Origin of the sequence: Pseudomonas sp. I8001 (assembly GCF_013385345.1) — a bacterium.
Taxonomy (GTDB): domain Bacteria; phylum Pseudomonadota; class Gammaproteobacteria; order Pseudomonadales; family Pseudomonadaceae; genus Aquipseudomonas.
This window is the reverse complement of sequence record NZ_JACAQC010000056.1, coordinates 36,123-60,331: the sequence shown is the minus strand read 5'-3', so window position 1 is coordinate 60,331 and position 24,209 is coordinate 36,123. Positions and strand designations below refer to the sequence as shown.

The following is a 24,209-nucleotide window of genomic DNA, read 5'->3' as shown; positions in this document are numbered from 1 at the left end:
TACCTAAATAACGGATATGTACTCAATCACCCCCCAAACGCATCCCTGAGAAACCCCGGCGCGATATACCGCTGATAATGCGCCTCGGACAAAATAAAAAACTCCCGATCAATCGCATCCCGCAACTCAGGCAACCCCCACTCCCGAAACTCCGGCATCAACACCATCCCGTAAGCCTCAAGATTGCTGATCACCCGCGCCCCCCGGGCAATCAACTGATACGCCCAGCAGTACTCCGACTGATGCGGCACAAACCGAATCTTGCGCTGCTCCAGCTGCCCCCGCAGCATTTTAGGGTCAAACACCTCAAGCTTCCCGGCCATCACCTGCACCAACAACTGCTCCAGCCGCAGCCACACCGCACGTTTTTCTTCCTCGTTATACCCGTTCCACTGAATCACCTCATGGTGAAACCGCTTACACCCCCGGCACACAAGATCGCCGTAAACCGTGGAGCACAGGCCTACGCAGGGGGTCTTGATGGTTTGGTTAGACATGGTCGACAACGCACAAATCAGCGAAACAGTTGCACATGTTAGCCCTTTGTCTAAGGTTGATCACCCTGCAAACTTGGCGCGGCAACTTACGTTTAGAATTTTTTTGCCGTAGAATCATCCGGCCTTGTAAGGCGCCAATAATCCGTTGGAAGCTGTTTTCAAAGCGTCACGAGCACAGTCGTTCCTAAAGAACGGTGTTGGCGATGGTTATTTACCCGGTAAATAGCCAGCGCCAACCCTCATCAGCTCCGTTCTGCAGGCGTAAAACTTTGAAAGCAGCTTCTGTGAGGATTGCCGGCAGCGCTGGCTCTACGGCCCAAAAAGCCCCTGAGCGCATGCGTGCCGTGCATTTCTGGATGAGCGTCCCGTGGGACCACTGATGAGGGTAATAACTGTGCTTGAAGCCTACCGCAAACATATCGAAGAGCGTGCAGCCCTGGGTATCGTTCCCCAGCCGCTTAACGCCGAACAAACCGCAGGCCTGGTCGAGCTGCTGAAAAATCCCCCGGCTGGCGAAGAAGAATTCCTCGTTGACCTGATCACCAACCGCATTCCACCAGGCGTTGACGAAGCTGCCTACGTCAAGGCCGGTTTCCTGTCTGCCCTGGCCAAGGGCGAAGCCACTTCTCCCCTGATCGACAAGAAACGCGCTGTTGAACTGCTCGGCACCATGCAAGGCGGCTACAACATCGTGACCCTGGTCGAGCTGCTGGACGACGCCACCCTGGCCCCCGTCGCTGCCGCCCAACTCAAGCACACCCTGCTGATGTTCGATGCTTTCCACGACGTCGCGGAAAAAGCCAGGAACGGCAACGAACACGCCAAAGCCGTGATCCAGTCCTGGGCCGACGGCGAGTGGTTCAAGAACCGCCCGACCCTGGCCGACAAGATCAGCCTGCGCGTGTTCAAGGTCACCGGCGAAACCAACACCGACGACCTGTCCCCTGCCCCGGACGCCTGGTCCCGTCCTGACATCCCGCTGCACGCCCTGGCCATGCTGAAAATGGCCCGTGAAGGCATCGTGCCGGATGAACAAGGCAAGACCGGCCCGATGAAGCAGATCGAAGAAATGCGCGGCCAGGGCTTCCCGATCGCCTACGTCGGTGACGTGGTCGGTACCGGTTCGTCGCGTAAATCGGCCACCAACTCGGTACTATGGTTCTTCGGCGACGACGTGCCTTACGTGCCAAACAAGCGCGCTGGCGGCTTCTGCTTCGGCAGCAAGATCGCTCCAATCTTCTACAACACCATGGAAGATGCCGGCGCACTGCCAATCGAGTTCGACGTTACCAACATGAACATGGGCGACGTGATCGACCTGTACCCGCATGCTGGCAAAGTCACCAAGCACAACAGCGATGAAGTCCTGACCACCTTCGAAATGAAGACTCCGGTCCTGTTGGATGAAGTCCGTGCCGGCGGTCGTATCCCGCTGATCATCGGCCGTGGCCTGACCGAAAAGGCTCGCGCCGAGCTGGGTCTGCCACCTTCGACCCTGTTCAAACTGCCGGAAGCCCCGGCTGAAAGCGACAAGGGCTACACCCTGGCGCAGAAAATGGTCGGCAAGGCCTGCGGCGTGGCTGGCGTTCGTCCAGGCACCTACTGCGAACCGAAGATGACCACCGTCGGCTCCCAGGACACCACCGGTCCCATGACCCGTGACGAACTGAAGGACCTGGCGTGCCTGGGCTTCTCCACCGATCTGGTAATGCAGTCGTTCTGCCATACCGCGGCCTATCCAAAGCCGATCGACGTGACCACCCACCACACCCTGCCTGACTTCATCATGACCCGTGGCGGCGTATCGCTGCGTCCGGGCGACGGCATCATCCACAGCTGGCTGAACCGCATGCTGCTGCCGGACACCGTCGGTACCGGTGGTGACTCCCACACCCGTTTCCCGATGGGCATTTCGTTCCCGGCCGGTTCCGGCCTGGTAGCGTTCGCCGCAGCCACCGGCGTCATGCCGCTGGACATGCCGGAATCGATCCTGGTGCGTTTCAAAGGTGAAATGCAGCCTGGTATCACCCTGCGTGACCTGGTTCACGCCATTCCTTACTACGCGATCCAGGCTGGCCTGCTGACCGTAGAGAAGAAAGGCAAGAAAAACGCTTTCTCCGGCCGTATCCTGGAAATCGAAGGCCTGGACAACCTGAGCATCGAACAAGCCTTCGAGCTGTCCGACGCCTCGGCTGAACGTTCGGCTGCCGGTTGCACCATCAAGCTGTCGAAAGAATCCATCACCGAGTACCTGAACTCCAACATCACCCTGCTGCGCTGGATGATCGGTGAAGGCTACGGCGATGCGCGCACCCTGGAACGTCGTGCCCAAGCGATGGAAGCCTGGGTTGCCAACCCTGAGCTGATGGTTGCCGATGCTGACGCCGAATACGCGGAAATCATCGAGATCGACCTGGCCGACATCAAGGAGCCTGTGCTCTGCGCGCCAAACGATCCGGACGACGCCCGTCTGCTGTCCAGCGTTGCTGGCGAGAAGATCGACGAAGTGTTCATCGGTTCGTGCATGACCAACATCGGTCACTTCCGCGCTGCCGGTAAACTGCTAGATCAGGTCAAGGGTCAGCTGCCAACCCGTCTGTGGCTGTCGCCGCCGACCAAGATGGACGCTCACCAACTGACCGAAGAAGGCTACTACGGCATCTACGGCAAGGCTGGCGCGCGCATGGAAATGCCGGGCTGCTCGCTGTGCATGGGTAACCAGGCACGTGTAGAGCCGAACTCGACAGTTGTATCGACGTCGACCCGTAACTTCCCGAACCGTCTGGGTGACGGCGCAAACGTCTACCTGGCTTCGGCCGAGCTGGCGTCGGTGGCTTCCATCCTGGGTCGCCTGCCGACCGTCGAGGAGTACATGGAATACGCCGCGAAGATCAACACCATGGCCAGCGACGTGTATCGCTACCTGAGTTTTGACCAGATCGCCGAGTTCCGTGAAATTGCTGCAAGCGCCAACATTCCTGTGGTTCAAGCCTAAGGTTTTGTTGCTGTAAACGAACGCCGCGTATCATCAGATGCGCGGCGTTTTTTTATGCGCCTCGATTGAGGCCCAGACCTTGTCCTGCGCCTGGGTGCACGGCGTGCCTTCCGGGTGTGCCTGGATCGTGGCGATCACCGCGCGTAACTCGGCCTTGCTCTGGTCCATTCGGGCTTGAAGCTCTTCTATCTGCGCAATCCTGCGCTCAAGCCTCAAGACGATATCGGCGCGTTTCGCCTCGCTCGGCGAATCGTCGGGCATCAGCGCCTTCAACTCCTGCAAGCTGAAACCGGCGCGCTGAGCGCCCTGGATCAATTGCAGCGTCTGCAACGTCTGCATGGGATAACGGCGATAGCCATTACCTTGTCGCTCGACCTGGATCAGCCCCTGGGCTTCGTAAAAGCGAATCTTCGAGGCTGCCAAGCCGCTGCGTTCCGCCAGTTCACCAATATTCATCGCCAACCCCATTGACCTTAAAGTGACCTTTAAGCTTAGCCTGAGCGCTCCCAATGTGAGGAGTCAAGCATGTCGCCCTTTGAAGCGTTGCAATTGCCCAACGGCCAGCTCATCAGTAACCGCATCGCCAAGGCGGCGATGGAAGAGAACATGGCGGATGCGAACCAGGCGCCTTCCGAGGCCCTGATGCGCTTGTATCAAGCCTGGGTCGACGGCGAGCCCGGCCTTATCCTGACCGGCAACGTGATGATCGACCGCCACGCCATGACCGGGCCCGGCGGCGTGGTGCTGGAAGACGAACGTCACCTGGACAAGTTTCGCCAATGGGCCGCGATTGGCCGGGCCAAGGGCGCGCAGTTCTGGGTGCAGCTCAACCACCCGGGCCGTCAGACCATGGCCAACCTCGGCCAGCAGGCCCTGGCACCTTCGGCGGTGGCCCTCGATCTCGGCGGCTTTTCGAAGATGTTCGCCCAACCCAAGGCCATGACCGAGGACGATATCCAGGACGTCATCACGCGCTTCGCCACCAGCGCGCGTCTCGCCGAAAAGGCCGGCTTCAGCGGTGCGCAGATCCATGCGGCCCACGGCTACCTGCTCAGCCAGTTTCTCTCGCCCTTGAGCAACCAGCGCACAGACCGCTGGGGCGGCAGCGTTGAAAACCGTGCGCTGCTGTTGCTGGAAGTGATCAAAGCCGTGCGCGCCGCCGTGAGCGCGGATTTCTGCGTGGCGGTGAAACTCAATTCCGCCGACTTCCAGCGCGGTGGCTTCGACGCCGCCGACGCCCGCTCCGTGGTCGAACTGCTCAATCCGCTGGCCATCGACCTGCTGGAACTGTCCGGCGGCAGCTACGAAGCCCCGGCCATGCAAGGCGAAGCCCGCGATGGGCGCACCCTGGCCCGCGAAGCCTATTTCATCGAGATGGCCAGCGACCTGGCGAAAGTCGCCAACATGCCGGTGATGGTCACCGGCGGCATCCGGCGCTTGCCGATCGTGCAGCAAGTCCTGGACAGCGGCATCGCCATGGCCGGGATCGCCACCGCGCTGACCCTGGAGCCGCACCTGATCAAGCAATGGCGCGCCGGCCGCGATCTCAACCCGCAATTGCCGCCGATCCGCTGGAAGCGCAAACCCCTGGCCAGCCTGGCGAGCATGGCAGTGGTGCGCTATCAGCTTCGCCGCCTGAGCCGTGGCCGCCAGCCGAAACCCGGGGTGACGCCGCTGCTGGCGTTGATAAAAGACCAACTGTTTATCGCCCGCCGCACTCGGCAATATCGCGCTGCGATGACCAATTCTTCACATTGAGCGGGGAGCATTCAGCGCCATGGAACTGTCCTTAACTGATCAGCAGCTTTTTACCCTCACTGACGATTGGAGTTCTTCATGGCGAAAATCACCCTGGCCCAGCAATTGGCGACCACCCTTGAACAGGCGGGCATCAAGCGCATCTGGGGCCTGACCGGCGACAGCCTCAACGGCCTGACCGACTCCCTGCGCACCATGGACAGCATCGAGTGGATGCATGTGCGCCACGAAGAAGTGGCCGCGTTTGCCGCCGGTGCCGAAGCCGCCGCCACCGGCGAACTGACCGTATGCGCCGGCAGCTGCGGCCCCGGCAACCTGCACTTGATCAATGGCCTGTTCGATTGCCATCGCAACCACGTGCCGGTGCTGGCCATTGCCGCACAGATCCCCTCCTCCGAGATCGGCCTGAACTACTTCCAGGAAACCCATCCCCAGGAACTGTTCAAGGAGTGCAGCCACTTTATCGAGCTGGTGACCAACCCCGAGCAGATGCCTCACGTGCTGCACCGTGCCATGCGCTCGGCGATCCTCAATCGCGGCGTAGCGGTGGTGGTGATTCCGGGGGATGTGTCACTGTTGGAAGTAGAAGATAAATTCAAACCATGGCCGGCCCTGCTGGCACCGCGCACGTTGCCGGCGGAACAGGACCTGCAACGCCTCACCGACATCCTCGAACACAGCGGCAAAGTCACCCTGCTGTGTGGCAGCGGCTGTGCCGGCGCCCACGATGAGGTGGTGGCCCTGGCCGACGCCCTCGGCGCGCCCGTGGTGCATGCCCTGCGCGGCAAGGAACATGTGGAGTGGGACAACCCGTTCGACGTCGGCATGACCGGCCTGATCGGCTTCAGCTCCGGCTACCACGCCATGCTCAACTGCGACACGCTGATCATGCTCGGCACCGACTTCCCGTATCGCCAGTTCTACCCGACCGACGCAAAAATTATCCAGGTCGACCGCAACCCACAGGCACTGGGCCGGCGTGCCACGCTGGACCTGGGCATTGCAGCTGACGTCAGCGAGACCATCCAGGCGCTGCTGCCGCGCCTGACCCGCAAGACGGACCGCAGCTTCCTCGAAACCTCGCTCAAGCATTATGAAAAAGCCCGCCAAGGGTTGGATGACCTGGCGGAACCGTCAAAGGCCGGCCGGCCAATTCACCCGCAATACGTTGCGCGCCTGCTCAGCGAACTGGCGGACGACGACGCAATCTTCACCGCCGACGTTGGCTCGCCGACAGTCTGGGCGGCGCGTTACTTGAAAATGAACGGCAAGCGCCGGTTGATCGGCTCGTTCAACCATGGCTCGATGGCCAACGCCATGCCCCAGGCCATCGGTGCGCAAGCCGCGTTTCCCGGGCGCCAGGTGATTTCGATGTCCGGCGACGGTGGGTTCACCATGCTGATGGGGGATTTCATCAGCCTGGCGCAACTGAACCTGCCGGTGAAGCTGGTGGTGTTCAACAACTCTTCTTTGGGCTTCGTCGCCATGGAGATGAAAGCGGCGGGCTACCTGGATACCGGCACCGAGCTGAAAAACCCGGACTTTGCCGCCATGTCCAACGCCATGGGCATCCTCGGTATTCGCGTAGAGCAGTCCGAAGACCTGGAACCGGCCCTGCGCCGCGCACTGGCCCACGACGGCCCGGTGCTGGTGGACGTGGTCACCGCCACCCAGGAACTGGTGATGCCGCCGAGCATCAAGCTGGAGCAGGCCAAGGGCTTCAGCCTGTACATGCTCAAGGCGGTGATGAGTGGGCGCGGTGATGAGGTGATCGAGTTGGCGAAAACCAACTGGCTCAGATAAGTCCCGCCACTGTAGGAGCGAGCTTGCTCGCGAAGAACGTCCAGGCGACGCGAGCTTTCAACTAGCCCGCGTCATCGTTAACGATCTTCGCGAGCAAGCTCGCTCCTACAGGTTACTTATGCGCTTTGCTTTTCCACCCACTTGCCGTAGGCATCAATAAACGCCTGCAAAAACGGCTTGGTCTTTTCCGAGACCTTGCCCGACTCATCGAACACGCTGCCCGCACCGCCCAGATAGGCTTCCGGCTGCTGCATGCACGGCACATCGAGAAACACCAGCGACTGGCGCAAATGGTGATTGGCCCCAAAACCGCCGATGGCGCCGGGAGACACACTGATCACCGCACCCGGCTTGCCGCTGAAGACACTCTGGCCATAAGGACGTGAACCGACGTCAATCGCATTCTTCAATACACCCGGCACGGAGCGGTTGTATTCGGGGGTCACAAACAACACCGCGTCGGATGAACGCACGTGTTGACGGAAAGTACTGTAGGCTGCCGGCGGTGCAGCACCGTCGATGTCCTCGTTGTAGAGCGGCAAATCGCCAATTTCGACAATGTTCAACTTGAGGTTGGCGGGCGCCAACTCGGCCAGTGCCAGGGCGACCTTGCGGTTGATCGACTCTTTTCTCAAGCTGCCGACCAGTACGGCAATCGTGTAGACCTTGCTCATTGGGGTTTCCCGATTTCTGACTTAAGGAGTTTGTAGTTATAGAGCCTGCGCGACGCTATCACCAGCGCGTTTTTGCAATCCCCAGGGACGTTTACACCGCAGATGGATTTGTAAGTAATGTCTGAAAAAGTCAACGAATAGTATTTTTTTTCAATAGGTAAACTACCCCGCTCTCCTACGGTCTACAGAACCGCAAATCGAGTGTTTATCTCCAGAGGTTCTAAACAGATGGCAGCAGTACTTGTCGGACAGTTCCATGCCAGAGACGCGGAAGGTCGCGTTTATTCGGTGCATGAGTTCCAGGAATCCAACCCGCCCCTCGACGGCCTGGCTGGCTCGGCGCCCACCACCACGTACAAGCTGGCCATTGGCGACCGCGTAGAAAAACTGGATGGCGATGAGTTCAGGCTGATTCAGTCGGGCACCGTCATCAAACGCGAATCGGCAACGATCCAGGCTTCATAAGACTTTATTCCCCATAGGCGATATCAACATTATCGCCGACGCCTCCCAGTGTCCGGTCCTTGCCGAACGAGAACAGATCAAAGTTGGTTTTGGCCTGGCTGGGAGGATAGTGGTACTGATAGGCCACGCCCCAAGGGTCCGTCAGCATGTCCTGATCCTTGAGATAGGGTCCCCGCCACTTCCCTTCTCCCGCTGGCTGAACCGTCAACACCGCCAGCCCCTCGTCGTCGGTAGGATAACGCCCTACATCCTGATGAAACTGCTCGACTGCCTTGCCCAGCTCTTTCAACTGGACCTTGGCCGTGGCGATTTCCGACTGAGTCACGTCGCCGAAGATCCGCGGCCCCACCGCAACCGCCAACACGCCGACCACCAGCACCACCACCAGCAGGTCCCACAACGAAAACCCGCGCGTGTCTGTTTTACCGAGCATCGATAAGGCTCCCCCGTGGATCCTCTGGTTGATACGCCCTTTGTATGACCTGCTGGTTGCAGGCGCCAAGGGACTTGATCGTGCAAGTCTAGTTGGGGCGCTGCCGTGGCGGGTCTTTTTTCCACGCCCGGGCCTGAGCCATTGAATCCACGTCGCGCTGAACATAGACTCCGGCCATGCGTTTACGTCATATCGAAGTCATTCAAGCGATTTTACAGACCGGACACCTCGGCACCGCCGCCGAATGGTTGCAACTGCCCGTGGCCGATGTGGACGCAACCCTCAAGGATGCCGAGCTGCAGTTGGGCTTCATGCTGTTCGCCAGTGTGCGCGGACGCTTGCAGGCCACCCGGGAAACCCTTGAGCTGCAGGCCGAAATCGCCCACCTCTATGCAGCCCTTGAGCCGATGCAACGCCTGGCCAGCAGCCTTAAGCACCATCATGCCCCGCCCTTGCGCGCACTGTGCACCCCGCCGCTGGCCAATCAACTGCTGCCCCAGGCGATCGCCGTGCTGCGCCGACGTTTCCAAGACACGCCGTGCAACCTCTCCAGCCATTCCACCCGGGATATCGTCAAAAGCCTGCTGCTGCACGAAGCCGACCTCGGCCTGAGCCTGCACGACCCGGACCATCCGCAAATCCACAGCCAACCACTGGCCCACGGCAAGCTGCAATTGCTCGCGCCCCATGGCTGGCTGAAGCCTCGGCAGAAGTACATTGCGCTACAGGAACTGGCCGGGCAGTCGATGATCGGCCTTGAAGGCCAGGACCCGCTGAGTCGCCTGCTGGACAGCAAACTGCAAGCCCTGCGCCCGCTGCCGGTGGTGCAAACGCGGGTGCAGACGTACCAGATGATGCGCAGCATGGTAGAAGCCGGGGAAGGCCTGGCGATTGTCGACCCGTTCACCGCCAGCGGCGCACGGGAAGCCGGGCTGGATGCGTGCCCATTGTCACCGCCGATTGTGGTGACCTTGTATGCGTTGACCCTGAAGGGCAGCGAGCCATCGCCCGCCTTGAATGCGCTGCTGGAGATTGTCACCGAGAAGGCTGAAAACCTGCTGACAAGCACATTGCCGTGAATGTGGGAGCTGTCGGGCCTTGGCGAGGCTGCGAAGGCGGCGGCACAGTCGATAAAGAGGTTGCCTGACACACCGCCATCGCGGCCTCGCTGGGGCTCGACAGCTCCCACAGGGGGTCGGGGAAGTCTGGGAGTTGTGTGCTCGGTCGCAAGCACTCGGGTTGCGCAAATCGAATGTGGGAGCTGTCGAGCTTCAGCGAGGCTGCGAAGACGGCGGCACAGTCGATAAAGAGGTTGCCTGACACACCGCCATCGCGGCCTCGCTGGGGCTCGACGGCTCCCACAGGGGATCGCGGGAAGTCTGGGAGCTGTGTGTTCGGTCGCAAGTACTTGAGTTGCGCAAATCGAATGTGGGAGCTGTCGAGCTTCAGCGAGGCTGCGAAGGCGGCGGCACAGTCGATAAAGAGGTTGCCTGACACACCGCTATCGCAGCCTCGCCAAAGCTCGACGGCTCCTACAGTAGATCGGTGCAGCTCAGACTGCTTCCAATTCTGTCTTGAACAACCGATACCAGAAAATCGCCACTTCGCGCGTCTGCGGATCAATCCCGCGATAGCGCAGGTGGTCGATCCCGCCCATCACATACCCGCAGCGCTCATACAGCCGGCAGGCACCGAGGTTGTTGTTCTGGGTCTCCAGCATCATCCCCGGCAGGTTCTTCTTGCGGCTCCAGAACTGCGCCACGTCCAGCAACGCCTTCGCCACCCCGTGGCGCCGCGCGGGCAAGACCACCGCCAGCTCATCCACATGGGCAAAGCCGTTCCAGTTGGTGCTGACCACGATATGCCCCACGGGCCGGTCATCGAGGTAGGCCATGAACACCGCACTGTCGGCCGCGTCACGGAAGCTGGCGAATTCCTCGGGATCGATGCCGTAGCATTTGCGGTACGGCACGATACGCTCCACCGCCCACTGGTCGACGCGCTTGCCCATTTCCGGCTTGCCGTAGGCGTTGACTTCAAAGCTGAAGTCGTTCCCCCACACGTAGGCGTCAAATCCTTCGTCAGCCACCCGGACACTGAGGCCCGGGTACTTCGGGTTCATTACAGCTTGCATAAACATCCTTAACCCTTGATGCAGTCGACGGTGTAACAACGACCACTGCCGTCATCTTCGTGTTGCAGTCCATGAACATCGGCAACAAAGCCGGGGAAACTGCTATCGAACGTCCTGGCAAACGCCAGGTAATCAATGATCGAGCGAGTCGATTCGGTAAAGCGCTCACCCGGCATGATCAACGGAATGCCCGGCGGGTAAGGCACCAGCATGACCGCTGCGACCCGACCTGGCAAAGCGTCGATGGACACCGCCTCGACTTCGCCCTTGACCAACAGGTCGTAGGCGTCGGCCGGTTTCATGGCGATTTCCGGCAGTACCGTGTACATCCGCTTCAGGTGCTTGGCCGTGGCATTGCTGCGGTAACAACTGTGCAACTGGTCGCACAGATCCTTCAAACCCAATCCCTGATACCGCGCCGGGCCCTGCTGAAACACCGATGGCAAACAGACAGCAAGGCTCACGTTGGCGTCATAACTGCGCTTGAATTCCAGCAGTTCGGTGAGCAGGGTACTCCACTTGCCTTTGGTGATGCCCATGGAAAACAGCACGAGGAACGAATACAGCCCGGTCTTTTCCACCACCAGCCCACGTTCCCAGAGGAATTTACTGACCACCGCAGCGGGAATTCCGCACTCGCTCAAAGCCCCGCCGGCATTCAGGCCAGGCATCACCAGGGTGACTTTTATCGGGTCCAGCAGCACGTAGTCTTCGGCGATATCGCCAAAGCCATGCCAGTCGGCCTGGGGTTGCAGCAACCAGTCCGCCGTCACCACCCGGTCAATGCCCGCCACCAGCGGCGGCTGCCAGATGGAAAACCACCAGTCTTCAGCGGCGATATGCTGGCGCAGGTTGGCCAGGGCGCGACGAAAGCTCAGGGCCTCGTCAAACATCTCTTGCAGCAACGACCGCCCCGCCGGCCCTTCCATCATTGCGGACGCCACATCCAGGGAGGCGATGATGCTGTACTGCGGCGAGGTGGAAATATGCATCATGAACGCTTCGTTGAAGCGGTCGCGGTCCAGCTTGCGCACGCCGCCATCCTGCACATGGATCATCGACGCCTGGCTGAACGCCGCCAGCAGCTTGTGCGTGGAGTGCGTGGTGAACACCAGCGGGCTCTCGGGCGTGCGCGAGGTGCCCATGCCGTAGCGCCCGGCGAAGAACTCATGAAACGCCGCGTAGGCGTACCAGGCTTCGTCGAAGTGCAGCACCTCGACGCTGTTGCCCAGTTGCTGCTTGATCAGCTCGGCGTTGTAGCACAGGCCGTCATAGGTGGAGTTGGTGACCACCGCCAGCTTGACCCTGGCCGGTCGGCCTCGGGTCAGCGGGCTGGCGTCGATCTTGGCGCGGATCGACTCGGGGCTGAACTCGCTCAGGGGAATCGGCCCGATGATCCCCAGTTCATTGCGCTCCGGGCACAGGTACAGCGGGATGGCGCCGGTCATGATGATCGAATGCAACACCGACTTGTGACAGTTGCGGTCCACCAGCACCAGGTCATCCCGGCCCACCATCGAGTGCCAGACGATCTTGTTGGCGGTGGAAGTGCCATTGATCACGAAGTAGGTGTGATCGGCGCCGAAGTTGCGCGCCGCCCGCGCCTCGGCTTCGGCCAACGGGCCGGTGTGGTCCAGCAGCGAGCCGAGCTCCGGCACCGACACCGACAAGTCCGAACGCAGGGTATTTTCCCCGAAGAACTGATGAAACGCCTGCCCCACCGGGCTCTTGCGATAGGCCACGCCGCCGCCGTGACCGGGGGTGTGCCAGGAATAATTGGAATCCGCCGTGTGCTGCACCAGGGCCTTGAAGAATGGCGGCAACAGGCCATCCAGGTAGGCGCGGGCCGCACGGGCCACTTGCCGGGCAAGAAACGGCACGGTGTCTTCAAACAGATAAAGAATGCCCCGCAACTGGTTCAGCTCGCTCATGGCATCGGCCGGGGCGTTTTCCAGGGTGACCTGCTCACCGAGGGCGAAGATCGGCAGGTTTGGCGCCCGCACCCGCGCCAGGCGGATCAGCTCCACCATGTTTTGCATCAGATGGGTATTTTCCCCGGCCCCCTCGGCGGCAATCAGCATGCAGGCCAGGCCGTGATGGGTCGAAGCCACCAGGCGACCCTCGGCGTAGTCCACCGCCGAAAAGATACTGAAGCCCTCCTGCTCAAGCTCCCGGGCGATGCCCCGGACGCGGTCGCCGGCAACGGTGTCGGCCTTGATGTCGCGGTGTACGATCAGAACCGGGAACTTCAGGTCTTTGTACATGAGCGCTTGGCGTCCTGAGGGCTATGCCTTCAGGGTAGAAGCTCGGGGCCGATGTGGCGAATGAAGATGTTCAACCGGTGTTCATAAAGCGCCGTCGATGACCTCGCGCAACACCAGCGCCGCTTGCACCGCTTGCTGGCGAGTCGCCAGGTTGGTGAAGCCCATCAACAGGCCTTGCTGACCGCCGGGCTCGATACTCCAGCCCGACACGGCCTGTATCCCCAGCCCGGCACGTGCGGCGGCCGCAGCGACGGCCTGATCGCAGACGTCCACCCGCAGCCGCGCCAGCAGGTTGATCCCGCCGGACTGCTCATCCACCTGCAAAAGCGCCCCGCAATGACTGGCCAGTGCCTCCACCAGAAAGCCGCGCCGCGCGGTGTAGAGCTGGCGCATTTTTTTCAGATGGCGGGTGAAATGGCCCTGGTCGAGAAAGTCCGCCGTGGTGGCTTGCAACAATTCGGCGCTGCGGTTTTGCAGCACGCCGGCGCTGGCCTCAAAGGCCGGGAGCAGCGCCCGAGGCACCACCAGATAACCCAGGCGCAGCCCCGGGAAGAGCATCTTGCTGAAACTGCCGGAGTAGATCACCCGGTCGGCCGTGTCCTGGCTCTTGAGCGCGGCCAGGGGCTGGCCCTTGTAGCGAAACTCGCTGTCGTAGTCGTCTTCCACCACCCAGCCGCCGTGGGCCCGTGCCCAATCGAGCAAGCGATGGCGCCGCGCAGTACCGAGGGCGACCCCCAGCGGGCTCTGGTGGGCCGGGGTGACAATCGCCAGCCGGGCGCCGGGCGCACGCCGTATGCCCTCCTCCACATCAAGCCCGTCGTGGTCCACCGGCACCGGGACCAACTGCGCCCCCAGGTGCAGCAGCAGTTGCCGCGCATGCAGGTAGCCCGGGTCTTCGAACCAGCATGGCTGGCCGGCCATCTGCAGCGCATCACACACCAGCGCGAGGCACGCCGAGTAACCGGCACACACGAACACCTGCTCCGGCGAACACTCCACGCCCCGGTACAGCGCCAGGTATTGCGCGATCGCCACACGCAGCGAGCGGGCGCCACGCACATCGCCCATGGCCAGGCTGTTCACATCGACTCGGCGCACTTGCCGGGTGACCAGCCGCGCCCACAGCTTGCGCGGAAAGCTGTCGAGCGCCGGCAAGCCCAACTGCAACAGGCGCGGGGCCGACGCCGGCGCCACGGGTTCGGGTTCAACCGGCAACGACTTGATCGAGCGCTGCGGCAACGCCTCGGCCACCACTGTTCCCGCCTGGCCCCGCGCCAGGAAGAACCCTTCGCTCACCAGCAACTGGTAGGCCGTCTCCACCGTGCCCCGGGCCACCTTCAGTTCCTGGGCCAGGCTGCGCACCGACGGCACCCGCTCACCGGGGCGCAGTTGGCCCTGGTCGATGGCCTGGCGAAAGCGCCGGTAGATCTCCTGGTATTTGGGCAGTGACGACATCGTTATCCGGCTCACAGTGAATCAGCCCTGAAGTCTGATCTTGTCCCAACCCGCTTGTCCATTCTTGGCCCTATTGAGCCGGCGACCCGGCCGCCACACTGACGGCATCACTTCACGAAACAAGGAGCACCCCATGCAACACCGTCTCGACTACGCCCTGGCGGCGCCCGTCGGCTACAAGGCCCTTGGCTCGGTGCACAGCTACATCCACGGCTGCGGCCTGGAGAAGGAATTGATTGACCTGGTGTACCTGCGGGTCTCGCAACTCAACGGCTGCGCCTACTGCCTGGACTCACATTCGCGCGACCTGCTCAAACAGGGCGTGAGCCTGGAAAAGCTGATGCTGCTGGCCGCCTGGCGCGAAGCGTTGCCGTTGTTCAGCCCGCGTGAACGCGCCGCGTTAGCTTGGGCCGAGTCGGTCACCCAGGTCGCACAAACCGAGGTGCCGGACGAACACTATGCCGAGGCCAAGGCCCTCTTCGATGACAAGGAAATTGCCGACCTGACCCTGGCTATCGTCCTGATGAACGCCCTGAACCGCGTCGCCATCAGCTTTCGCAAAGTCCCTGCCGCCGTAAAAGCGCACATGGAGCACGGCAACCATGAATGACTCTGTTGAGTTTGTGCACATCGAAAGCGACGCCGACTGCCTGGCCTGCTTTGCCGTTATGCAGCAACTGCGGCCAAAGCTCGAAGACCCGCACGCCTTCGTCCAGCAGATCCAGCGCCAGCGCGAAACCGGCTACCGCCTGCTGGCCGCCCGGGAAAACGGCCAGGTGCTGGGCCTGGCCGGTTATCGCCTGACGGAAAACCTGCTGTATGGGCGCTTTATCTACGTCGATGACCTAGTGGTGGACGCCTCGCTGCAACGCCGACGCCTGGGTGCGCACCTGCTGGACGAGGTACGCCAGCACACCCGCCGCCTGGGCTATCGCTACCTGGTGCTGGACACCGGCATGCACATGGCCCTGGCCCAACGCTTCTATTTTCGCCAGGGCCTGCTGCCACTGGGGATGCACTTTTCACAGGACCTCGGCCAATGACCCGCGCCCTGCTACTGAGCTTCAGCCCCCACGGCAAGGCCGCCCAGACCTTCCGCCTGGCCCGCGCCCTGCTCCGCGAACAGGCACCCGAGGCCGAAGTGGTCGAACGCGACTACGGCGGCCAGGGCTTGCCGGCGCTGACTCGGGAATACGCCAACGCCCTGACCACGCCCGGCGGCCTGAGCGGCCCGGCAACCGAGCGCTCCGAGCAACTGATTGTCGAGCTGGAAGCCTGTGACCTGTTGATCATCTGCACCCCCGTGCACAATTTCACGGTGCCGGCGGCCCTCAAGTGCTGGATCGACCATGTGGTGCGCATCCACCGCAGTTTCACGGTGAATCCGCAGTTTGAGAAAGTCGGCTTGCTCAAGGACCGGCGCACCTTTGTACTGGTCAGCTCCGGCAGTTCGCGAAAAAACCGCGAGCCCGACTTCCTCACGCCCTACCTGCAGGCGATCCTTGGAACCGTGGGCATTCACGCGGTGGATTTCGTCTATCTGGGGGCCATGGTGCGTGGCGCAGCCGCCGTGCAGCGCAGCCTGGAACAGGCCCACACGCAGTTGGCCGAGGCATTTGACCGGCAAGCGGGCGCCCGGGCGGCAATCAGCGCTGGCGCGTAAAATTAATGGCGCTAGAATCAGCGCCATTTCTACGCCCGCCTCCCTGATACGAGCCACCCATGAGCTTTGATTTCGACACGATCCACTCCCGCCTCGGCACCGGCAGCACCAAGTGGAGTCGTTACCCGCAAGACGTTCTGCCGATGTGGATTGCCGACATGGACATCGCTGCCCCACCGGCCGTGCTTCAAGCGTTGCACGAGCGACTGGGTCAGCAGATCCTCGGCTACAGCGTGGCCTGCGATGGCGTGCGCGAGGCGATCGTCGCCGACCTGTGGGCCAAGTACGCCTGGCGCGTACAGCCGGATGAGTTGCTGTTCCTGCCGGGGGTCGAGCCTGGTTTCAACATGGCGCTGCACGCATTTGTGCAGCCCGGCCAACCGGTGGTGTTGCAAACCCCCAACTATCGCCCGATCCGCCTGGCGCCCGGCCACTGGAACCTGCCGAAGATCGAAGTGCCATTTGAGCTGAGCGCCGAAGGCGAGTACCTCACGCCGTTGCCGGCAATGCGTGAAGCCCTCACCGGCGCCGGGGCGCTGCTGTTGAGCAACCCGCACAACCCGATGGGCAAGGTCTTCCCCCGTGAGGAACTGCTGGCCGTGGCCAGCGCATGCCTGGACCAGGGTGCGCTGATCGTCTCCGATGAAATCCACGCCGAGCTGTGCTTTGACGGCCGCCGGCATATTCCCACCGCCAGCCTCAGCCCCGAGATTGCCCAGCGCACCATCACCCTGATGTCGGCGAGCAAGGCGTATAACGTCGCCGGGTTGAAGACCTGCTTCGCGGTGATCCAGAATCCCGAGATCCGCGAGCGCTTCAACCAAGCCCGCTGCGGCATGGTCGACAGCGTCAGCCCCCTGGGCCTGGAAGCCACGCGTGCGGCCTACAGCGACTGCGGCGACTGGCTGCAGGCGCTGGTGGCCTACCTGCAAGCCAACCGCGATTACCTGCTGAACGCCGTGCAAACCCGCCTGCCCGGCGTGATCATGCATGCGCCTCAAGGCACCTACCTGGCCTGGCTGGATTGCAGCGCCCTGGGCCTGGACGACCCGCAACGGTTCTTCCTCGAACAGGCCAGGGTCGGCTTGAGCGCCGGGATTGAATTCGGCGATGACAGCCAGCAATTCGTGCGCCTGAACTTCGGCTGCCCACGGGCCATGCTGGAAGAAGGCATCGCCCGCCTGGAACGCAGCCTGCGTCACCGTTAAGGCGCAATTCACAACTTTTCGCAACGACCGCCGAACCCCTGCTGTTACTGTTTTTGCCGATTCGTCCCACCGGTAACAGCAGGAGTTCCATGGCATGACGACCCAGCCGCTCAACCGCTCGACCGACCCCAAAGCCCTTCCTCTCACACCGCCCAAGTCCGGCGCGGCGTTCCACGTGCTGCTCAAGAACAGCGCCAACAACAAGAAGGTGGAGGCCGGCGACAAAACCGCGCAAGGGCTCGCTGCCAGCAAGGAACAAGGCTATGAACTGGCCGCCAAGGACGCCGCGCCGCCCACCACCCTGGGGGATTACAAGGCCATCGGCCCGGCGGACGAAGTCGGCCCCGGCCTGATCCGCTATGAAACCCAGGACGGCAAGAAAGTCATCGTCAGCGAAAAAGACAGCCCCGAGCTGTTCAAGCAAGTCAGCGCCGACTTCAAGGCACTCTCCGGCGTCAACGCCAGCGAAGCCGCCGGCTACCAGCGCCTGGGCGGCGACGCCACGGCCCCGGAAAAGCTCGGTGATTACAAATCCCTCGGCCCGCCCGACGAAACCGGCCCCGGCGTGATTCGCTACGAGACCCAGGACGGCAACAAGTTCGTCATCAGCCAGCGCGACAACCCCGAGGCCTTCCAGAAAGCCAAGGAAGCCTATGAAAGCTTCACCGGCCTGGGCAGCAGCGAAGACGCCGGCTACAAGCGCGCCAGCGACAACGAAGTGTGGCCGCCCTACGCCGGCACCACCGTCGGCCCCAAGGATGAAGTCGGCCCCGGCCTGATCCGCTTTGAAAGCAATGGCCAGAAAATGGTCGTGGCCCGCGACGACAACCCCAAGCTGTTCGACTACCTGGCAGGCCTGCACGAGGTCTACACCAACCCCGACAAAAAGGCCGCCGTAGAGTCCGCGCTCAACGACGGCTCGACCCTGGCAGACGCCAATACCAAGGCGCCGGAGCTGAACGACTACAAGGGCTTCGGCTGGATCGAAGGCCAGCAAGGCAATGTGCTGACCTATGAAACCCACGACGGCACCAAGGTCGTCGTATCGGCCGACGTCAGCCCGGAACTGTTCAAGAGCGTGGCCACCGCCCAGGACACCTGGAGCAAGATCCACTCCAGTGAAGACGCCGGCTACAAGCTGGCCGGGCCGAATGACTTCCTGAAGAACACCGAGATCACCTTCGGTTCCCCCGACGAGCTGGGGGACGGCCTGATCCGCTATGAAACCAGCGAAGGCAAGGTCATCGTCTCCAAGGAGCTCAGCCCGCAGCTCTACGACGAAGTGGTGGCGAAATGGGAAGCCTGGAGCGCCGGCACCGTCGACGAGACCCGCGCCAAGTACAACCTGCCGAGCAACGATGAGCTCGACGTGCTCAACCTCGACACCGGCGTGCATGCCGACAAGGACGACGACAAATCGCCGACCCAGAGCGTCAGCGAACTGGCCACCACCGAACTGATCGACACCTACCGCGCCGGCGTCAAGGACGGCTCGATTCCCAAGGACGACCCACGGGCCAAACTGGTCCGCGCCCTGGAAGCCCAGGCCGCCTACCAGAACGGCCATGGCATCACCGGCTACGAAGAATCCAAGCGCCCGTTCAATACCACTTGGCGCGAGTTCGATGACAAGCAGACCGAGCTCACTTCCGCCGACATGCACGACATCATCGACGGCAAGGCGGTGCAGGAGCAGATCGGCGAGTTGTTCAAGGACCCGACGGTGCAGGCCGACTACAAGACCAAGATGGACGACGCCATCAGTCACCTGCCCAACAAGGACGAGATCAAGCAGAAGCTTCTCGACCTGACCAGCAACCCCGACTATGTGCTGTACCTCAAGGACCTGCAAAAACAGGGCAAGAGCCACGAAGCCCAGCAAGACCTGAGCAACACCCTGACCTCGCTGTCGCTGTTCGACCCGGAAGCCGCCACCAAGGCCGCGCAGAATATCCAGGCCGATGGCCTCACCACCGACCTCAACGAGATTCTCTCGGACCCGAGCAAGATCTCCGACGACAACAAGGAGCTGGCCACCAAGGACCTGTTCGGCCTGCTCAAGGGCGTGCTCAAGGGCAACCTGCTGGACCTGCCGCGCCGCAGCCAGGAAGTGCTGGAGAAATTCCTCAACGAAGGCCTGGAGGGCAAGGAGAAATCCTCGGCCGTGACCAAGGCCCTGGAAGAGCTCGGCGACGTCTACAAGAACAGCGGCACCATCAGCGAAGCCGACGTGAAAACCGCCCTGAGCAAACCGTATATCCCGGTGGCGGATCGCGGCATGCTCGGCGAAGTGTTCAACACCCTCAACAGCAAAGGCATCCTCGGTTCGATGGGCGCCGGCGTCAGCCTGTTCTCGGGGATTTACCAACTGGTGGGCAAAGGCGGCAAGCTCGGCGAAACCCCGGCCCAACGCATGACCATCGCCAAGGACTTCCTGAGTTTTGCCGGCGGCGCCAGCCACTTCGTCAAGCTCGGTGACAAGATCGGCGAAGCCCTGGGCAAGGGCGGCCTGGTGGACTTCCTCGGCCTGGACAAGACCCTGCCGGAAATCTGGGGCAAGGAAGGTGCGGCCGGCAAAGTCATCGACTTCAGCAAGCCCACCGAGATCGACTCAAAGGTCAGCAAGGAAATCGCTGCGGCCCTGGACGCGGTTCCCGACAGCCAGTACGACGGCGTGGCCAAGCTGTTTGGCGAGGGCGACAAGGCGGTAACCGAAGCTACCGAAGGCCTCGCCACTCACCTGGATGACGGCCTCAAGGCAGCCGGTGCGGCCAAGCTTGGCGCCTCCCAATCGGCGAAGATCGCCGGTTCCGTGATCAAGGTGTTGGGCCCGGCGACGGACATTGCCGGTGGTTTTGCCGACATTGTGCTCGGCGCCCTGGCGATCAAAAGCGGCGTGGACAGCAAAGACCCGTTGGCTCAGGCCGCAGGTGGCTTGCAAGTGGCGGGCGGTGCGTTCGGCGCGTCGGCCGGGGTATTGGGTGCGGCGGCGCTGTTTGGCGCAGGCACGGCGGCGGCGCTGACCGGGCCGCTGTTCCTGGTGGGCGTGGTATTAGCGGTGGTAGGCGGGATCATCGGTTACTTCGTCGACCACAATAAAAAACAGAAGGCTACCGAGAAGGAAAACGACTGGTACCGCGACCTGGCCGGCGACGGTTTGCTGCAGGACAACTGGGCGGATAAGGTCGAATACGCCCACTACGAGATACACCACTACCACGGCCGCGACACGCCGACCGATGACAGCCTGTTCCGCTTCCAGCAATCGGAGTGGGAGCATTTCGACTCCACACCACAAAGCGGCGGCTCGTCGAGCAACCGGCTGGATGGGGATTTGCACAAGGACTACAAGGACCCGAGTGAAACGCCCAAGGCACTGCCGGATGCTTCGGATGAGAAGCCAGGATCCCGGCCATCGGGCGGCGGGCCTCGGCTCAACTAAGCCTCCAACGGCTGTATGCAAAACAAAATGTGGGAGCGGGCTTGCTCGCGAAAGCGGTGGATCAGTCATTGTAGATGTCGACTGTCACACCGCCTTCGCGAGCAAGCCCGCTCCCACATTGGGATTGGGTTCACAACTGGACTCGGGTTTACAGCTTGGCGATCGACACTTCAGTCGACTTCACAAAGGCAATCACTTCACTGCCCACCTTCAATTCCAGGTCACGCACCGAGCGTGTGGTAATCACCGACGTCACGATCCCCGACGCGGTTTGCACGTCGATCTCGGACACCACTTCGCCGATCAGGATTTCCTTGATCACGCCTTTGAACTGGTTGCGCACGTTGATCGCTTTAATGGTCATGTCGGCTTTTCCTTTGGTCTGTTGGGTCAATCCGCACGAATGCGCAGGCACTCAAAGTGCCCTATTCGTGAAACCAACAAAAGGAATATATAACTCTTTATTTATTCCATAAAAACATATGCAAGCTGTTGCACAGCCAACAGTGATTCAACAAAGTGCCCGCCTCCCCGCTCCCAACCACTCCCCACGTAGCAGCTGTCGAGCCCAAGCGAGGCTGCGTCAGCGGTCTGTCTGAAACACCGCGAACGCAGCCTCGCTTGGGCTCGACAGCTGCTACGCCAGGGTGCTGCCCTGCCCTGCAAAGACGCTGGCACAGAGACTGCATATTCCTATAACGCATGATGGAACATGCCATATGAATTTTCTGAATATAAGAAAAGCCTTCTCTTTTCCCGCCTTGTCCGGAGCTGTTCCATGAAACCCTTCTTCAAGACCCTGTTGGGCGCCTGCGCCCTCGCCTTCAGCCTGCAACCCCTGGCCCATGCAGCGGAAACCGACCCTGCGCAAGTCAACCTGGACTACGCCTACTACTCCCCGGTGAGCCTGGTGCTCAAGCACTTCGGCTGGCTTGAAGAAGCGCTGCCGCAAACCAAGGTCGGCTGGGTGTTGAGCCAGGGCAGCAACCGTTCCCTGGAATACCTCAACAGCGGCGGCGTCGACTTCGCCTCGTCCGCCAGCCTGTCGGCGGTGCTCAGCCGGGCCAATGGCAGCCCGATCAAGTCGGTGTACGTGTACAGCCGCGCCGAGTGGACTGCACTGGTGGTGCGCAAGGACTCAACGTTCAAAAGCGTCAGCGACCTCAAGGGCAAGAAAATCGCCGCCACCAAAGGCACCGACCCGTACCTGTTCACCCTGCGCAGCCTGCAGAAAGCCGGCCTGAGCAAGGACGACGTGGAACTGGTGCACCTGCAGCACCCGGACGGCCGTACCGCGCTGGAGAAAGGTGATGTGGACGCCTGGGCCGGTCTCGACCCGCACATGGCCGCCAGCGAAATCCAGGCGGGTTCGCGCCTGCTGTACCGCAACAAGGACTTCAACAGCTACGGCGTGGTCAGCGTGACCGACAAATACGCCAAGGAGCATCCACAGACCATCGCCAAGGTGCTCGGTGCCTATGAAAAAGCCCGCAACTGGGCGGTGAAACACCCCGACGAATTCGCCAAGCTGCTGGCCGACGAATCCGGCCTGCCCCTGGAGGTGGCCAAGCTGCAATTGTCGCGTACCGACTTGAGCAGCCCATTGCTCACTGCCCAGGACGTGGTGTCGTCCAAGGCGGCCGCGCCGATCCTGGTCTCGGAAGAACTGGTGCGCCGTGGGGTGAATGTGGATCAGGTGATCGACCAGTTGATCGACCCAAGCTTTGGCCAGGCTTTGCCTCGTCCATAAGGGGAGCGTCATGCGCAGCAAAAGCGAAACCCTGCCCGTCGCACTCGCGCCAACGCTCACCGTGCAGCGCAGCGCCTGGCCGCGGCGGCTCAAGGGCCTGGCGTTGCCGGTGTTGATCCTGGTGATCCTTGAAGTGGTGGTGCGCATCGGCTGGCTGCCGTCCTACCAGATGCCGGCGCCCAGCGAGATCGCCGTGACCCTCACCGACCTCGCCGAAGGCGCGCTGTGGAAACACATCAGCGCCAGCCTGTTGCGGGTGCTGCTGGGGTTCACCATCGGCGCCGGCCTGGCCCTGGTGTTTGCCGCCTGGGTCGGCTTGAGCCGCGAGGCCGAGGCGTACCTGGAACCAACCTTCGCCGGCCTGCGCTCGATCCCGAGCCTGGCCTGGGTGCCGCTGTTGCTGCTGTGGCTGGGCATTGATGAGACCTCGAAGATCGTGCTGATTGCCATCGGCGCGTTCTTTCCGGTGTACCTCAATGGCGTCGCGGCCATTCGCGACATCGACCGCAAGCTGGTGGAAGTCGGGCAGATGTATGGCTTCAGCCGCACGCGCCTGGTGCGTCGCATCCTGTTGCCTGCCGCCCTGCCCGGCCTGTTCACCGGCTTGCGCAGCGGCCTGAGCCTGGCGTGGATGTTCCTGGTGGCGGCCGAGTTGATCGCTGCGACCAAGGGCCTGGGTTACCTGCTCAGCGATGGCCGGGAAACCTCACGGCCTGACATTGTGCTGGCGGCGATCATCGTGCTGGCGCTGCTGGGCAAGATCAGCGACGGCCTGTTGGCGGCCCTGGAAAAACGCTGCCTGGCCTGGCGCGACACCTTCAACGGCCAAGGCCCGGAGAATTGAGCATGAGTGAAGCGCTACTGGACATTCGCGTCGAGCGGAAAAACTTCGGCGCGACGACGGTGCTGACCAATGTCCATTTGGCCTTGCAGCCGCGGGAAGCCGTCAGTTTGCTGGGCCCCAGTGGCTGCGGCAAAAGCACCTTGCTGCGGATCGTCGCCGGGCTGGAAAAGGACTATCAGGGGGAACTGTTGCAAGGTGGTGGTGAGGTCGCGTTTGTATTTCAGGAGCCACGCCTGATGCCGTGGCTGACGGTGGAGCAAAACATTGGTTTCAGCGATGACGTTGGCTATGACAAGGCCTGGGTCGCGCAGTTGATCGATGAGGTTGGGCTTACGGGTTTTGGCCAGGCGTTGCCCAAGGCGTTGTCTGGCGGGATGGCGCAACGGGTGGCGATTGCTCGCGGGCTGTATTCACGACCGCAGGTGCTGTTGCTGGACGAACCGTTCAGCGCGGTGGATGCGTTTACCCGCATGAAGCTGCAGGACCTGCTGCTGCAATTGGCCGAGCACCACGGGATCGCCCTGCTGTTGGTGACTCACGATGTGGACGAGGCGCTGTACCTGAGTGACCGGGTGTTGGTGATGGATAACCGGCCGAGCAGTATTCGCCAGGAGCTGGCGGTGGAGCTGGTGCATCCGCGGGATCGGCGGGATCCGCTGTTGGCGCGGCTCAAGGCACTGGCGTTGACTGAGCTGCAACGGGCGCATGTGATCTGAAAGGCACGTGTTGAGTCCGCCCAAAATCAAAAGCTAAAGCGGGCACGGTTCAAATGTGGGAGCGGGCTTGCTCGCGAAGGTCGTTAACGATGACGCGGGCATCCTGAT

Annotated in this window: 21 protein-coding genes; 13 read left to right on the top strand and 8 right to left on the bottom strand. The window is 61.9% G+C overall.

Annotation, left to right across the window (positions count from 1 at the left end; genetic code table 11):
• Positions 1–26: 26 nt before the first annotated feature.
• Positions 27–497 (bottom strand): DUF1289 domain-containing protein, encoded by a 471-nt coding sequence (locus tag HX839_RS28335; protein WP_003209237.1) that lies wholly within the window; start codon positions 495–497, stop codon positions 27–29.
• Positions 498–891: 394 nt separating this feature from the next.
• Between HX839_RS28335 and acnB the strand changes: the two genes are divergently transcribed.
• Positions 892–3,492: a bifunctional aconitate hydratase 2/2-methylisocitrate dehydratase gene (gene acnB, locus HX839_RS28330; RefSeq protein ID WP_003209239.1), complete on the top strand. Its 2,601-nt coding sequence runs from the start codon at positions 892–894 to the stop codon at positions 3,490–3,492.
• A 33-nt stretch (positions 3,493–3,525) separates the two neighbouring features.
• Here acnB and HX839_RS28325 read toward each other — a convergent pair whose 3' ends face one another.
• On the bottom strand, positions 3,526–3,948 hold the full coding sequence (locus HX839_RS28325) for a MerR family transcriptional regulator (protein ID WP_008431339.1): 423 nt from the start codon (positions 3,946–3,948) through the stop codon (positions 3,526–3,528).
• Positions 3,949–4,017: 69 nt separating this feature from the next.
• Here HX839_RS28325 and HX839_RS28320 point away from each other — a divergent pair, with 69 nt between their 5' ends.
• Entirely contained in the window at positions 4,018–5,250 is a 1,233-nt protein-coding gene (locus HX839_RS28320) for an NADH:flavin oxidoreductase/NADH oxidase family protein (protein WP_177068054.1), read from the top strand.
• Between the two features lie 78 nt (positions 5,251–5,328).
• Positions 5,329–7,053 carry a ubiquinone-dependent pyruvate dehydrogenase gene (poxB, locus tag HX839_RS28315; RefSeq protein ID WP_008431335.1) on the top strand — a complete coding sequence of 575 codons (1,725 nt, stop codon included), beginning with the start codon at positions 5,329–5,331 and terminating at the stop codon, positions 7,051–7,053.
• Positions 7,054–7,169: 116 nt separating this feature from the next.
• Here poxB and HX839_RS28310 read toward each other — a convergent pair whose 3' ends face one another.
• Positions 7,170–7,727 carry an NADPH-dependent FMN reductase gene (locus tag HX839_RS28310; RefSeq protein WP_076013377.1) on the bottom strand — a complete coding sequence of 186 codons (558 nt, stop codon included), beginning with the start codon at positions 7,725–7,727 and terminating at the stop codon, positions 7,170–7,172.
• Between the two features lie 228 nt (positions 7,728–7,955).
• Between HX839_RS28310 and HX839_RS28305 the strand changes: the two genes are divergently transcribed.
• Positions 7,956–8,192: a hypothetical protein gene (locus HX839_RS28305; protein WP_134326608.1), complete on the top strand. Its 237-nt coding sequence runs from the start codon at positions 7,956–7,958 to the stop codon at positions 8,190–8,192.
• A 4-nt stretch (positions 8,193–8,196) separates the two neighbouring features.
• Here the strand turns inward: HX839_RS28305 and gspG are convergent, their stop codons facing one another.
• On the bottom strand, positions 8,197–8,625 hold the full coding sequence (gene gspG / locus HX839_RS28300) for a type II secretion system major pseudopilin GspG (RefSeq protein ID WP_102369043.1): 429 nt from the start codon (positions 8,623–8,625) through the stop codon (positions 8,197–8,199).
• 176 nt (positions 8,626–8,801) lie between these two features.
• On the opposite strand from gspG, the gene HX839_RS28295 reads away from it, so the two are divergent.
• Positions 8,802–9,704, top strand: a complete 903-nt coding sequence (locus tag HX839_RS28295) for a LysR substrate-binding domain-containing protein (protein WP_177068053.1) — start codon at positions 8,802–8,804, stop codon at positions 9,702–9,704.
• 473 nt (positions 9,705–10,177) lie between these two features.
• Here the strand turns inward: HX839_RS28295 and HX839_RS28290 are convergent, their stop codons facing one another.
• From HX839_RS28290 to HX839_RS28280, 3 genes are all read right to left on the bottom strand, one after another.
• Positions 10,178–10,747, bottom strand: a complete 570-nt coding sequence (locus tag HX839_RS28290) for a GNAT family N-acetyltransferase (RefSeq protein WP_003217028.1) — start codon at positions 10,745–10,747, stop codon at positions 10,178–10,180.
• Between the two features lie 20 nt (positions 10,748–10,767).
• Positions 10,768–13,023: an arginine/lysine/ornithine decarboxylase gene (locus HX839_RS28285; RefSeq protein WP_177051396.1), complete on the bottom strand. Its 2,256-nt coding sequence runs from the start codon at positions 13,021–13,023 to the stop codon at positions 10,768–10,770.
• An 81-nt stretch (positions 13,024–13,104) separates the two neighbouring features.
• Positions 13,105–14,478, bottom strand: a complete 1,374-nt coding sequence (locus HX839_RS28280) for a PLP-dependent aminotransferase family protein (protein WP_177068052.1) — start codon at positions 14,476–14,478, stop codon at positions 13,105–13,107.
• A 133-nt stretch (positions 14,479–14,611) separates the two neighbouring features.
• Here HX839_RS28280 and HX839_RS28275 point away from each other — a divergent pair, with 133 nt between their 5' ends.
• From HX839_RS28275 to HX839_RS28255, 5 genes are all read left to right on the top strand, one after another.
• Positions 14,612–15,088, top strand: coding sequence for a carboxymuconolactone decarboxylase family protein (locus tag HX839_RS28275; protein WP_177068051.1), 477 nt, complete (start codon positions 14,612–14,614; stop codon positions 15,086–15,088).
• Positions 15,081–15,521 (top strand): GNAT family N-acetyltransferase, encoded by a 441-nt coding sequence (locus HX839_RS28270; protein ID WP_177021460.1) that lies wholly within the window; start codon positions 15,081–15,083, stop codon positions 15,519–15,521. Before HX839_RS28275 ends, HX839_RS28270 begins: the two co-directional genes overlap by 8 nt.
• Complete coding sequence (locus tag HX839_RS28265) at positions 15,518–16,141, top strand: FMN-dependent NADH-azoreductase (protein ID WP_102605240.1); 624 nt, start codon at positions 15,518–15,520, stop codon at positions 16,139–16,141. The genes HX839_RS28270 and HX839_RS28265 overlap by 4 nt, the downstream gene beginning before the upstream one ends.
• 59 nt (positions 16,142–16,200) lie before the next feature.
• Complete coding sequence (locus HX839_RS28260; protein WP_177068050.1) at positions 16,201–17,349, top strand: MalY/PatB family protein; 1,149 nt, start codon at positions 16,201–16,203, stop codon at positions 17,347–17,349.
• A gap of 94 nt (positions 17,350–17,443) precedes the next feature.
• Positions 17,444–20,791 carry a hypothetical protein gene (locus HX839_RS28255; RefSeq protein ID WP_134326606.1) on the top strand — a complete coding sequence of 1,116 codons (3,348 nt, stop codon included), beginning with the start codon at positions 17,444–17,446 and terminating at the stop codon, positions 20,789–20,791.
• A 148-nt stretch (positions 20,792–20,939) separates the two neighbouring features.
• Here HX839_RS28255 and HX839_RS28250 read toward each other — a convergent pair whose 3' ends face one another.
• Positions 20,940–21,155, bottom strand: coding sequence for a molybdopterin-binding protein (locus HX839_RS28250; RefSeq protein ID WP_003217010.1), 216 nt, complete (start codon positions 21,153–21,155; stop codon positions 20,940–20,942).
• A gap of 414 nt (positions 21,156–21,569) precedes the next feature.
• On the opposite strand from HX839_RS28250, the gene HX839_RS28245 reads away from it, so the two are divergent.
• The 3 genes from HX839_RS28245 to HX839_RS28235 are packed head-to-tail and all read left to right on the top strand — an operon-like array spanning position 21,570 to position 24,101.
• Positions 21,570–22,541, top strand: a complete 972-nt coding sequence (locus HX839_RS28245; protein ID WP_177068049.1) for an aliphatic sulfonate ABC transporter substrate-binding protein — start codon at positions 21,570–21,572, stop codon at positions 22,539–22,541.
• A gap of 10 nt (positions 22,542–22,551) precedes the next feature.
• Positions 22,552–23,385 (top strand): ABC transporter permease, encoded by an 834-nt coding sequence (locus HX839_RS28240; protein WP_003217006.1) that lies wholly within the window; start codon positions 22,552–22,554, stop codon positions 23,383–23,385.
• A gap of 2 nt (positions 23,386–23,387) precedes the next feature.
• Complete coding sequence (locus tag HX839_RS28235) at positions 23,388–24,101, top strand: ABC transporter ATP-binding protein (RefSeq protein WP_177019626.1); 714 nt, start codon at positions 23,388–23,390, stop codon at positions 24,099–24,101.
• Positions 24,102–24,209 lie beyond the last annotated feature (108 nt).